Raw genomic sequence first — 12408 nt, 5'->3', positions numbered from 1 at the left:
CGTCGTCCTCTCCGGTGATCACTGCGCTTCGCGGACGAAGCTACTTCCGTGGCGGGGGCGGGTAAAGCCCCCGACGGTGTGCTCAGCGCGACACGTCGGCCCCGGCCAGGGCGTGCTCGCGCGGTGCCGGGATCCCGGGGGCGGCGGACCGCTCGGACGCCTCCGTGCCGCACTCCATGCGGCGGGGCAGCCGCAGCGCGGCGACCGCGCCGAGCAGCAGCAGACCGGCGCTGACCACCAGGGTGATGTGCATCCCGTGGACGAAGGCGTGCCGTGCGGCGTGCCGCAGGGAGGCTCCGGCGGTACCGCCGAGGTGGTCGGAGACCTCGTAGGCCTCGCCGAGCGACTTCCCGGCCGAGACGCGGGCGTCCGCCGGCACTCCGGGGACCCGGGCGACGCCGGGGGCGTAGGCGGCGTTCATGACGCTGCCCAGCAGCGCGATGCCGATGCCGGCGCCCAGTTGGTAGGAGGTCTCGCCGATCGCGGCGGCGCCGCCCGCCTGCTCGGCGGGGGCGTCGCTGAGCATGGACTCGTACGCGCCGAAGAGCGTGGTCTCCAGCCCGAAGCCGAGCAGGACGAAGCCCGTGGTCAGCACGCCCGGCCGGTCGTGCTGGCCCATGAGGGTCAGCACGAGCACCGCGCAGGCGGTGAGGACGAAACCGGAGCTCACCATGACGCGCGGCCCGAAGCGGCCGAGCATCCGGGAGCCCAGGAGGCCGGCGCCCATGGCCGCGAGGGTCAGCGGCAGCAGCCGCAGCCCCGTCTGCAGGGGGCTCAGGCCGAGGACCAGCTGCAGGTACTGGACGGCGATCAGTTCCAGGCCGACGAGGGCGAGCAGCGCCAGCACGATGCAGCCCACGGAGGTGCCGAAGGCGGGCCTGACGAACATGCGTATGTCGATGAGCGGGTGCTCGCGCCTGCGCTGCCGGCGCACGAACAGCACCAGCAGGGTCAGGCCCACGAGCAGCGGGACGAGCGCGGAGGGCTCGTACGGGGCCGCGCCGCCGCCGACCCTCTTGACGCCGAGGATGGCGCCGAGGATGCCCAGCGCGGCCATGACCGCGCCCAGCACGTCCCAGGGGCCGTCCAGCTCGCCGCGGGACTCCGGCAGCAGCCAGCGGGCCACCGGAAGGATGACGGCCATCAGGGGGATGTTGACCAGGAAGACCGAGCCCCACCAGAAGTTCTCGACGAGGAAACCGCCGAGGACCGGCCCGACGGCGGCGCCGACGGCCGCGACGGCGCTCCACACGCCGATGGCCACGGCCCGCTCACGGCGGTCGGGGAAGACCTGCCGGAGGATCGACAGCGTGGCCGGCATGATCATCGCGCCGCCGACGCCGAGCAGGGCCCGGGCCGCGATGAGGACGCGCGGGTCGGGCGCGAAGGCGGCCACCGCCGAGGCCGCCGCGAAGATCGTGCAGCCGAGCAGCAGGATCCGGCGTCTTCCGACGCGGTCGCCGAGGGTGCCGAAGAGGATGAGCAGGGACGCGGCGACGAGCGGATAGGCGTCGACGATCCACAGCAGCTCTATCGCGCCGGGGCGCAGGTCCTCGCTCACCGCGGGAACGGCGACGTGCAGCACGGTCGCGTCGAGGGCGACGAGCAGCAGGCTGACGCAGAGGACGATCAGCACGGTCCAGCGGTTGACCGGCCGAGTGTGCCGTGGGACGGCGGCCGGCCCGGGAATGCCGGCCGAGGACGTCCCTGTCATGTACGTACCTCCCAGCGGTGCGCTCGCGGTGTCCCTGGGCAGGACGAGGGGGACGGTCCCGGGGGAACCCAGCGACGAGGGCGAGTGAAGTCGTCAGACTACGCGAGTCCGCGCCGATGGTGGGTGGCGCGGGTCACGTTCCGACGTGGCCGTCGTCACGTGACGGCCATCCGCCGGAGACCTGCCGGACATTTCCGGTACCGCGCGGCACCGGGCCTCCCGCCGGGACGGAACCGCCCCGCCCGCCGACTCGGTGGCGTGTACCCGCCCGTTCCGGTCGTATGCACCCCGAGCGCGGGGCGCGCGGTTCAACGCGTACGCCCGCCGCGCGCGTTCACGCGCCCGCCGATCGGGAATCTCCCAGGTCACGGCTGCGATCCGGGGCCGCGACGGACGGCGCGCAGGGAACCCGACCGCCCCACCGGAATGGCAGGCGAACTCCAGGAGAAGTGACGGGTAATCAAAGATAAACAGGGCATGCGGAAATCGAACGCGCGATTTCCCAAGATCCTCCGCATGCACTTCGAAACATAAAATCAAGGAGTTCCCGCATTCGGCTCAATGTGCACGTCCGCACTACGGCCAATGGGTGGAGTGAGACGCAGTCCACATCACATCGTCATTACGAACCCGGCCTTCCGGCCGAACTCCGCCATCACACGCTGTAACGTCGATTGAGTGCGTACCGATGACAAGCTTCGCCTCATGGAGGAGCCCGAGACAGCCCAGGCGCCACCGGGCATGAGCCGGACACGCGTGCTGCTGTTCGGATCGACGCTCGTGGCCTATGTGGCCATCGTCGTAGCCGTCCTGACCACGTCCAAGCTCGTGACCCTGGACTGGCAGGTCATGATGTGGCGGCCCTACAAGCAGTGGCCGCAGATCCACGCGTTCCTGGACTACTTCGTGGTCCTGGGCCAGCGCGGCCCGACGGCCGTGATCGTCGCCTCCTGGCTGGGCTGGCGCGCCTGGCGCCACCGCACCCTGCACCCACTGCTGGTGCTGGGCACGTCGCTGCTCCTGCTGAACGTCACCGTGGGTTCGGTGAAGTACGGCCTCGGCAGGCTCGGCCCGCACTACGCGACCAGCGCCGGATCGGCCGAGCTCTTCGCCGGCGGCGATATATTTCCCTCCGGTCACACCGCGAACGCCGTGGTGACCTGGGGGGTCCTGGCCTATCTGGCCACCACCCCGTGGGTCCGCCGGGTCACCTCCGTGATCGCGGCGCTGCTGGCGCTGGGCGTCGGCATGACCACCATCTACCTCGGCACCCACTGGGTCAGCGACGTCCTGCTCGGCTGGGCGGCCGGCCTGCTGATCCTGCTGGCACTGCCCTGGTTCGAGCCGCTGATGGCCTCGGCCGAGCAGCGGATCACGGCCGCCTGGGCGCGCCGTCGCGGCACCCGCACGGCGCCCGCCACGGCTCCGGCCGCGAACACGGCGCCGGCCTCCGTGCAGCTCTCCGACAACCCGGACGGCGTACTCGAGCCCGTCGTTCTCAGCGGCCGCGCGACGACACCCGCGTCCGGCGTACCGCACCACCCGGCACGTCCGCACACCACCCGCCACGAACGCACCCCGGTCACCCCGGCCGGCAGCCGCCGCCCGCCCGCGGACCGGCCCGGCCGCCCGGCACCGGTCGGCCAGGCCGGCGTGGCCCGCGGCCGCGGCGCCACCGGCTGACGGCCCGCGGGGCAGGTACGCACACCTCCCGCCCCGCCCGCGCCCGTACGAAGGCCCCGGCCGCCCCCGAAGAGGGGCGGCCGGGGCCTTCGTCGTGCGGGGACGCGGGAAGAGGGGCCTTCAGCCGCTCCAGCAGCGGGTCACCCGGCCGCCCTCGACGGTGAAGTTGAGCCGGCCCACCCGGTACTCCATGGTGATGACGGCGCCCGGCGGCAGGGCACGCACCATGCTCCAGCCACGCTCGGTGGCCCGGCGCTCGGCCTCGTCGGCGCCGAGGCCGACGTAGGTGTCCGGTTCGTCCTGCGGTTGCCGTGCGGCACTCGGATCGGTTGCCATGAGAGCAACCGTAGGCGCACACGAGCCGTGACGGAAGGCGGCGGCCGACTTGATCGTCACACTTCTGTCACAGAATCCAGGGCAGCGTTTGGCGTGCACCGTTCACTCTTTGGGGGCGACTTTTCCAATCACCCGCCGAATTCGCGGACCCGGCCGCCGAAAAGCGTCCGGGCCGGCCGCCACGGAATTCCGGGAAACGGTCCACACACTTCCCTCACATCACATCCCCAGCGTCGACAGCTCTTCATCCGTCAGCAACCGGGACCGAATGAGGAACCGGTTGCCCGTCGGCGCCTCCAGCGAGAAGCCGCTGCCGCGCCCCGGCACCACGTCGATCGTCAGATGCGTGTGGCTCCAGTAGGCGAACTGGTCGCGCGACATCCACACCGCCACCGGGTCGATGCCCAGGACGTCGAGGTCGCCGAGGTGCACGTCGGAGTCCCCGGTGAGGAACTCCCCCCGCGGATAGCACATGGGCGAGCTGCCGTCGCAGCAGCCGCCGGACTGGTGGAACATCAACGGGCCGTGCTGGTCGGCGAGACGCCGCAGCAGCCCCGCGGCCTCCTCGGTGACGGCGACCCGGCCGGCCCTCGGTGCGATAGAGGTCATGGGGTCAGAGTGCTCCCGCCGAGCGCCGCCCGCCAGACCCCCGCAGGACATGCCGGCGGGCGGAACCCACCGTCGACTCCGCCTCGCGCTCCGACAGGCCGGTGCTGACGGCCGCCCCGACCATCTCCGCGGCGACCCGGTCGCCGTGGCCGTTCTCGAACGCGCGGCAGGCGGCCCAGAACAGCCGCTCGTTGCGCTCCCCCACCGACGAGCCCAGCACGAAGCGGATCAGCGGCTCGGCCGTGCCCCCGCCCGACCCGGCACCCGCCGTCGCGCCCGCCGCGGCACGCGCGGCACGGCGCTGGGGGGTCGTCAGCAGCAGCCGCAGCAGCCGCTTGGGCACGGCGGCCGGCGGCATCGAGGCCGTCGGCGGGTCCCAGCGGTAGAGCCCGGCGGTGGTCACCGAGCCGGGTCCCACGAGGTAGCCGCCGCTGCCGCGCACGTCGATCCCGTTGCCGAGCCGGCGCACGGAGTTGGGCACGATCGCCTCGGCCGGGCCGCGCAGCCACAGGTGCCGGCCGCCGCTCGGGGTGATGACCGTGCGCGTCCACGGCACGGCGAAGCCCCACCGGGCGGCCAGGTCCACCAGGTCGGTCACGCCGTCGACGCCGTCCTTGCGGTCCAGGTCGAGGCCGATCAGGTAGTGCGGTGAGCGTCCGCACGCGATCCCGTACCCGCTGGCCCAGGGGGCCGCCGCGAACATCTCGGTTATCCGGGCGGGCTCGGTGGCGGCGTCGTGCACGCCGTGGCCGAGCCGTCCGCACTGGCCGCGGCACATCCCGCGCCCGGTCTCCCCCCGGTGCGGCGAACGGACCGCGGGGAGCTTGGTCCGCGACAGCGGGATGACGGGGAAGCCGCGCCGCGCGGCGGCGAGCGCGCACTGCAGCGCGCGGTCGTGGTCCGGATGCGTCACGGGGTGCCCCCTCGGTGCGCTACGGCATGGCCCCTTTATCGTACTTTCGTTCGACCCTCCACTCAATGGCGCACCGACGGCGCGCGGCACGGCCGTCCGTCCCGGTCCGTCACATGACGGGTCGTCTGCCCGAGACTGTACGGAAGATGCGAGTACGGAAGACCGAGTGCCGGCAGGATCTCCTACCGCGAGGGAACGCGCCGATGGGGACGAACGCAACGCAGACCGCGACCGACCGGGCGGCGGCGCCCCGGCGGCCGGGACGGCTGATGGTGGACTGGCTGACCACCACCGACCACAAGAAGATCGGGCACCTCTACCTGATCACGTCGTTCGGCTTCTTCCTCGCCGCGGGACTCATGGCGCTGCTGATGCGCGCCGAGCTCGCCCGCCCCGGCCTGCAGCTGATGTCGAACGACGGCTACAACCAGCTGTTCACGATCCACGGCACGGTCATGCTGCTGCTCTTCGCCACCCCGACCTTCGCGGGCTTCGCCAACGAGATCATGCCGCTGCAGATCGGCTCGCCCGACGTCGCCTTCCCCCGGCTGAACATGCTGTCGTACTGGCTGTTCCTCTTCGGCGGCCTGATCGTGCTCGGGAGCTTCCTGACGCCCACCGGGAGCGCCTCCTTCGGCTGGTTCGCCTACGCGCCGCTGAACAGCCTCACCCGCTCGCCCGGGATCGGCGCCGACATGTGGATCATGGGGCTGGCGCTGTCGGGCTTCGGCACCATCCTGGGCGCGGTCAACTTCGTCGCGACGATCGTGGGGATGCGCGCGCCGGGCATGACCATGTTCCGGATGCCGATCTTCACCTGGAACGTGCTCTTCACCTCCGTGCTGGTGCTGATGGCCTTCCCCGTGCTGGCGGCGACGCTGCTGGTGCTGGAGGCGGACCGGCGCTTCGGCTCGCTGGTCTTCGAGCCGGGCAACGGCGGGGCGCTGCTGTGGCAGCACCTGTTCTGGTTCTTCGGCCACCCGGAGGTGTACATCATCGCGCTGCCGTTCTTCGGCATCATCACCGAGGTCATCCCGGTGTTCTCGCGCAAGCCGGTGTTCGGCTACGCGACGCTGGTGGGCGCGACGACGGCCATCACCGGGCTGTCGATGGTGGTGTGGGCGCACCACATGTTCGTCACCGGCGCCGTGCTGCTGCCGTTCTTCTCGCTGCTGTCGTTCCTGATCGCCGTGCCGACCGGGGTGAAGTTCTTCAACTGGATCGGCACGATGCTGCACGGCTCGCTGTCCTTCGAGACACCGATGCTGTGGGCCGTCGGCTTCCTGGTGAGTTTCCTGTTCGGCGGCCTCACCGGGGTCATCCTCGCCTCGCCCCCGCTGGACTTCCAGGTCAGCGACTCGTACTTCGTCGTGGCCCACTTCCACTACGTGGTCTTCGGGACGGTGGTCTTCGCGATGTTCGCCGGCTTCTTCTTCTGGTGGCCGAAGTTCACCGGGAAGATGCTCGACGAGCGGCTGGGGAGGATCCAGTTCTGGACGCTGTTCGTCGGCTTCCACACCACCTTCCTCGTCCAGCACTGGCTGGGCGTGGAGGGCATGCCCCGGCGGTACGCCGACTACCTGGCGGCGGACGGCTTCACCGTGCTCAACACGATCTCGACGATCGGGGCGTTCCTGCTGGGCCTGTCCACCCTGCCGTTCCTCTACAACGTGTGGCGGACCGCCAAGTACGGCCGGCGCGTGGAGGTCGACGACCCCTGGGGCTTCGGCCGTTCGCTGGAATGGGCGACCTCCTGCCCGCCACCACGGCACAACTTCTCGACGCTGCCGCAGATCCGTTCCGAGTCCCCCGCCTTCGACCTGCACCACCCGGAGGTCGCCGCCCTCGACCAGGCACGCTCCACCGGCCGCCGCGACGCCGTCGAGCCCGGTGCCGGCGGCCAGGAGTGACGGCGCGGCCGGTCGCGGCACCGGCAGCGCCGTCACCCGCCCGGGGTTCAGCCCCTCCGCGTCCGCCCGCCGAGCCGCCTGCGCGCCGCGGCCCGCAGCTTCTTGCGCAGCCTGCGGGCCCGCCGCTTCGCCGCACGGGCGAGGTCCTTGCACGCATACAGCACGCCCATCCCCAGGCCGCCGACGTGGCGCCAGGCCGCGCGCAGCCGCCCCGAGGGGCCCGTCCGGCGGGCCAGCAGCTCCTCCAGCAGGCGTTCGCAGCTCCTGGCGATCTCCGCGGGGTCGTAGCTGGCGCCCTTGTCCAGGGCCGCCCGGCCCATGCGGCGGCGCAGCTCGTCGTCGTTGATCAGCCGGAGCATCGCGGCGGCAAGGGCGTCGACGTCACGCGGGGGCACCAGCAGGCCGTCGACCCCGTCGCTGATGATCTCGCCGGGACCGAGCGGGCAGTCGGTGCTGACCACCGGCAGCCCCACGCGCATCGCCTCGACGATCGTCATGCCGAACGACTCCATGCTGGAGGAGACCGCCAGCATGGAGCCCTTGGCCATCTCCGGCTCGATCGGCGTCACCGTCCCCATCATCGTCACCCGGTCGCCGAGTTCCAGGCGCTCGATGAGCTGTTCCAGCTTCTCCTTCTGCCCACCGGTGCCGTATAACCGCAGGCCCCAGTCCGGGTGTTCGACCGAGACCTTGGCGAAGGCCCTGATGAGGTCGCCGTAACGCTTCACGGGGGCCAGCCGGCCCGCCGCGACCACGTACTTGGCGTCCAGGGCGCTGGGCACGACACCCGGGTCGGGGACGCTGTTCGGCAGGGCGAGCACCCGTACGCCGGGCAGCCACAGTCTGCGGCGGTAGCAGACGGCGTCGGCCTCGGTCGTGGTGGTGACCGCGTCCAGCCGGGGGTAGAGCCGGCGCAGCCTGAGGACCAGCGCCAGCGAGTGGGTGTCGAGCGTCAGGTGCTCCTGTGCGATCCGGACCACGTGACGCGGCGCCTGCAGGGCGATGTGGACGTTCAGCCCGGGGCGGGTGCCGATGACGACGTCGGCGTCGAGCGCCGCGAGGTGGGCGGCGATCCGCTGGTCGGTGAGGGCGCTGTACTGCTCGTAGCGGTTCTCACCGGAGGGGAAGACCTTCGCCGGCCGGTGGTACAGCGGGTCGTCGAGGTCGCACGTGTCGCTGCTCCTGCGCAGGTCCACCAGGTGCCGCAGCCGGACCTGCGGGTCGAGGGCGAAGGAAGGTTCGTCGCGGTGGCGGTACACGGAGACGATCTCGACCTCGTGGCGCTCGGCCAGGGCGCCGGCCAGGTTGTAGGTCGTGCGGATGGTGCCACCGACCCCGTAGGCGTTGTGAATCAGTATGGAAATGCGCATGCGTCCCCGTGCTCTCCCGCTCCCCGCGGACTCCCGCCCGCACTTCGTGCAGGCAAGACGATCGCCCCGGCCCTTAGGTTGCGTTCCTTCACCTTCCCTGCCCCTCGCCGTATACGCACTGTGATGTCCCCGTGACCGGTCGGTATCCTTCCGGATCGCGCCCGTCAGGCACGGTGGCCCAGCTGCGGCACGTCGAAGCAATTGCGCTCGATGCCGCCCCCCTCCGTCACCCAGCCGCCCCGGCGGCCGCTCGCCGCGTCACTCCACCGGGCTACGGACGGGCGGGCCCGAGAGGTGACGGACGGTTCGGCGAGCACCTGAGAGCGCGGCGGGAGCGGCGGGCCGCACACATCGCGGCTTTGGGCGGACGGACCGTTCAGGGTATTGCCGCACACGACGTATTTCCACTAATCGGTTGACATGGCCATAAGATGACACGAATTCAGGCACGTCATGACCAGGACCCGCCAGGACCCGCCGCACCCGGCCAGGGTCCAGCGGGCTCAGCGCGGCAGGCGCAGCAGTGTCCCGGGCGTGAGCTGCCGGGTCGGGTCGGAGCCGATGACGTCCTGGTTGAGCCGGTACAGCTCGGCCGCGCCGCCGCTGACGTTGAAGCGCCGGGCGACTCCCTCCAGGGTCTCGCCGGGCTGGACCGCGTGCGCCCGGCCGGCCAGCCGCAGGCGCTGCGCGCAGGTCGGCCAGGCCTCCCAGCCCTGGTCGCGGAGGATCTCCTCGGCGACGGTCATCTGCTGGTCGGGGGTCGCGCGGTCGGGCCTGGCGGCCAGGTCGAGACCGCCGTGCTCGACCCAGGTGGGCTGGAAGATCTGCAGCCCACCGTAGAAGCCGTTGCCGGTGTTGGTCTTCCAGCGGTTGCTGCTCTCGCAGGTCGCCAGTTCCAGCCAGACGGGGGCGTGCCCGTCGGCCCGCGCTCCGGGAGCCAGGGCCGCCCACGTGGCGAGCAGAGCGAAAGCGGTCACCGCGAGACGGCGGGGACGGGACATGCGGGCCAGGCTAGGCACGGTGCGGCGGGCGCCGTCGCCCGCCGCGCCGTGCGCGCCCCCCGGCCCACCCGGTCGGAGCACGCCCCGCCGGGTGGGCCGGGAGTGCGCGGGAGGTCAGACCGACAGCCGCTGTCCCGGGTAGATCAGGTTGGGGTCGGTGCCGATCACGGACCGGTTGACGGCGTACAGCTTCTTCCAGGTCGTCCCGTGGGCGGCCGCGATGCCGCTCAGGGTGTCGCCGCCGCGGACGCTGTAGTTGCCGTGCCCCTTCGCCCGGCTCTGGCCGCGGTCGGCGTGACCGCCGCTGCCGCGCGACTGCTGCGCGGGCGCCGGGGCGGTGTGCCGCTTCGCCTTCGGCGCGGCCGGGGCGGTCCCGCGGGCGGGTGCGCTCCCGTAGGCGCCGGCGCGGGCGGAGCAGGTGGGCCAGGCGCCCCAGCCCTGCGCCCGCTGCACCTTGGCGGCGACGGCGATCTGCTGCTCACGGCTCGCCCGGTCGGCGGTCGCCGCGTACGCGGTGCCGCCGTAGGCGCGCCAGGTCGGCCGAGAACTGGAGTCCTCCGTAGTACCCGTTGCCGGTGTTGATGTGCCAGTTCCCGCCGCTCTCGCAGCTCGCGATGCGGTCCCAGACCCCGCCGTCGGCGGCCTTCGCGGGCCCCGCGACGGCCATGAGGGCCAGCGGGGTCAGCACGGTGACGCCGGCTACGACTGCGGACTGACGGTACTTGGCTGATACGGCCATGGAATCCCTCTCCACGGACCCGGGGTTCCCCCATGGCGCCGTACCTCCGGTACGGCACCCGACGGACGGGGTCCCCACGCATCCGGCGCGGCCCCCGTCCCCTTCGCTCGCCGACCGATGGATTTCGGATCCACGGTCACCCTCCGTGCGAGCCCTCCCGGGTGGTGCTCTCTGCACACGGCGGGCAAATCTAGGCAGGGTCGCGTTCCGTCGCCAAACAAACCCCTTACGTCGCAGGCCACTTGAGGGTTACTGGTAGTAACGACCTATTGAGGACACCGGATTGATGGTGTTTTTTGCGGCATATCCGCACAGCGCATATGCGCCGTGTGACCCGACTCATAGGCACGGAGGCTTCCCGGGGTGAAAGGTGGGACTTGGAGTGACCGGCTCCGCACCGCCGCTCACCCTCCGCACGCGGACGCACGAGCACGCGCCAAGAAGGCCGTGACTCCCGCCACAGATCGGCCGTTGTCACTATGTGCCGGGCGAGGCCCGGCAAAGGAGCCCGTAGCCGTACATTTCAAGGAGGCTTCAGTGCCGCCCATGCTCGACGTCAGCGACGAGGTACGAGCCGAGATCGGCGATGAGGAGGCGGCACGCCTGCTGGCGGGCGACAGCGCGCCCGGCACGTACGACTGCACCTCCTGCCGTACCCCGGGGGACACCGCCACGGAGCGCACCAGCACGGTGCTCTTCGTCGGCGAGGAGACCGCCGTGCTCGCCTTCGCCCACGCGACCTGCATCCCCTCCCAGGTCGTGCCCGTCTCGGAGGAGCAACTGCAGGGAGCGGTGCAGAGCATCGCCGGTGAGGAGCCGTCCGGCGCCGCGGCGGCGGCCGCTCCGCGCCAGGCGGTGCTCGGCATCACCTGCGGCCTCGTCCTCATCAAGGAGGAGGTGTGCCCGGCCCTGGTCATCGAGCCCACCGGCCCGATCGCCCGCCCCGGCGACAGCGGCCCCGGTGACGACTTCCTGCCGATCCTCATCGAGCAGGGCTTCCTCCCCGTGAACGACCTGTCCACACCGCCCTCCCCGCTGCCCGGCTGGTCCGTGCTCCTGGCCATGGGGCAGCTGCACGCCATCCTGCAACCCGGCTCCGCCGGCGCGTGGTGGCAGGCGCACCAGCCGCTCGCGGTGAGCGAGGGCTGGCGCCAGGCGGTCAACCGGTCCAACGAGGTGTACGTGTACGCCGCCCCGCACGGCACCATCGGCCAGCAGCCCCGCGAGGACCTGCTGCGCGACGCCCTGGAACGCGCCTGCGGGCGCGGACTCCTCGTCGCGGCGACGATGCCGCTCTCCGGCACCTGATCCCCCCGGCTCCGCCAAAGGCGCGTACGGCTGCCCGTACGCGCCTTTGGCCTATGGCAGTGCATATGCGTGATTCATCCGTACGACCCGCATCCCCGCAGATGAGCCGCTCGTTGCCACGACGTGCACACCTTTGACGCTTCCTCACGAGCCCAGTTCCGCAGCCCCATCCCCCCCATGCGCACCGCGCAGGAGGCGTCCGTGAGCGAGGGCACGCCGATCTACGACGCGCTCTACTCCGAGTACCGCAGGCTCTTCCGCACCCTCCCCGGCGACCGCACCGGCGAGGAGGACCTGCAGTTCAACGGCTTCGCCGACCGCGGTGGCGCCGGCTCCCCCTACCGCTCCGGCCGCCACCGCGGCGACCTTCCGGCCCTCCCCCCGGGCCTCGCGGAGAACCGCATGCACGGCGGCCTCTGACCCACCCCGCACGGCGAACCGCCCGCCCGATCGCCCCCCCCTGGGGAGGCGACCCGGCGGGCGGCACCATGTCCGGCCCCGGCAGGGCTACTTCTTGCGGCTGCAGACCCCCACGAAGAACCGCCCGCCCGATCACCCCCACAGGAACGACCAGACAGGCGGCACCACGCCCACCCCCACAGGGGCTACTTCTTGCGACCGCGCTTCTCCCGCACCCGCACCGACACCTGGATCGGCGTCCCCACGAACCCGAACTCCTCACGCAGCCGCCGCTCGATACTGCGACATCCCGGGGAGCGACCCCCCCGGACCCCCACGAAGAACCGCCCGCCCGATCACCCCCACAGGAACGACCAGACAGGCGGCACCACGCCCACCCCCACAGGGGCTACTTCTTGCGACCGC

Annotated in this window: 10 protein-coding genes and 1 pseudogene; 4 read left to right on the top strand and 7 right to left on the bottom strand. The window is 71.8% G+C overall.

Annotated features, from left to right (window positions below):
• Nucleotides 1-82: 82 nt before the first annotated feature.
• Complete coding sequence (locus ACFYYN_RS28370) at nt 83-1714, bottom strand: MFS transporter (RefSeq protein ID WP_500548019.1); 1632 nt, start codon at nt 1712-1714, stop codon at nt 83-85.
• Between the two features lie 678 nt (nt 1715-2392).
• Between ACFYYN_RS28370 and ACFYYN_RS28365 the strand changes: the two genes are divergently transcribed.
• Nucleotides 2393-3397: a phosphatase PAP2 family protein gene (locus tag ACFYYN_RS28365; RefSeq protein ID WP_500328524.1), complete on the top strand. Its 1005-nt coding sequence runs from the start codon at nt 2393-2395 to the stop codon at nt 3395-3397.
• Nucleotides 3398-3517: 120 nt separating this feature from the next.
• Here ACFYYN_RS28365 and ACFYYN_RS28360 read toward each other — a convergent pair whose 3' ends face one another.
• The 3 genes from ACFYYN_RS28360 to ACFYYN_RS28350 all read right to left on the bottom strand — a co-directional run bounded on the left by ACFYYN_RS28360 (nt 3518) and on the right by ACFYYN_RS28350 (nt 5255).
• Nucleotides 3518-3733 carry an I78 family peptidase inhibitor gene (locus ACFYYN_RS28360; RefSeq protein WP_499511058.1) on the bottom strand — a complete coding sequence of 72 codons (216 nt, stop codon included), beginning with the start codon at nt 3731-3733 and terminating at the stop codon, nt 3518-3520.
• A 219-nt stretch (nt 3734-3952) separates the two neighbouring features.
• Nucleotides 3953-4342 carry a DUF779 domain-containing protein gene (locus ACFYYN_RS28355; RefSeq protein WP_499511059.1) on the bottom strand — a complete coding sequence of 130 codons (390 nt, stop codon included), beginning with the start codon at nt 4340-4342 and terminating at the stop codon, nt 3953-3955.
• A gap of 4 nt (nt 4343-4346) precedes the next feature.
• Nucleotides 4347-5255, bottom strand: coding sequence for a bifunctional DNA primase/polymerase (locus ACFYYN_RS28350; protein WP_500548018.1), 909 nt, complete (start codon nt 5253-5255; stop codon nt 4347-4349).
• Between the two features lie 203 nt (nt 5256-5458).
• Between ACFYYN_RS28350 and ctaD the strand changes: the two genes are divergently transcribed.
• Nucleotides 5459-7165: an aa3-type cytochrome oxidase subunit I gene (ctaD, locus tag ACFYYN_RS28345; protein WP_500548017.1), complete on the top strand. Its 1707-nt coding sequence runs from the start codon at nt 5459-5461 to the stop codon at nt 7163-7165.
• 47 nt (nt 7166-7212) lie between these two features.
• Here the strand turns inward: ctaD and ACFYYN_RS28340 are convergent, their stop codons facing one another.
• From ACFYYN_RS28340 to ACFYYN_RS28330, 3 genes and pseudogenes are all read right to left on the bottom strand, one after another.
• Nucleotides 7213-8535, bottom strand: coding sequence for a glycosyltransferase family 4 protein (locus tag ACFYYN_RS28340; protein ID WP_500548016.1), 1323 nt, complete (start codon nt 8533-8535; stop codon nt 7213-7215).
• A 503-nt stretch (nt 8536-9038) separates the two neighbouring features.
• Entirely contained in the window at nt 9039-9536 is a 498-nt protein-coding gene (locus tag ACFYYN_RS28335) for a transglycosylase family protein (protein WP_500328533.1), read from the bottom strand.
• Between the two features lie 114 nt (nt 9537-9650).
• Nucleotides 9651-10275 (bottom strand): annotated as a pseudogene (locus ACFYYN_RS28330) (LysM peptidoglycan-binding domain-containing protein).
• 537 nt (nt 10276-10812) lie between these two features.
• Here ACFYYN_RS28330 and ACFYYN_RS28325 point away from each other — a divergent pair.
• Entirely contained in the window at nt 10813-11583 is a 771-nt protein-coding gene (locus tag ACFYYN_RS28325; RefSeq protein WP_500548015.1) for a DUF8842 C-terminal domain-containing protein, read from the top strand.
• Between the two features lie 177 nt (nt 11584-11760).
• Complete coding sequence (locus ACFYYN_RS28320) at nt 11761-12003, top strand: hypothetical protein (RefSeq protein ID WP_500548014.1); 243 nt, start codon at nt 11761-11763, stop codon at nt 12001-12003.
• Nucleotides 12004-12408: the final 405 nt, after the last annotated feature.

This window comes from Streptomyces sp. NPDC001902 (assembly GCF_042891295.1).
GTDB lineage: Bacteria > Actinomycetota > Actinomycetes > Streptomycetales > Streptomycetaceae > Actinacidiphila.
This window is presented reverse-complemented; position numbering and strand designations above follow the sequence as displayed.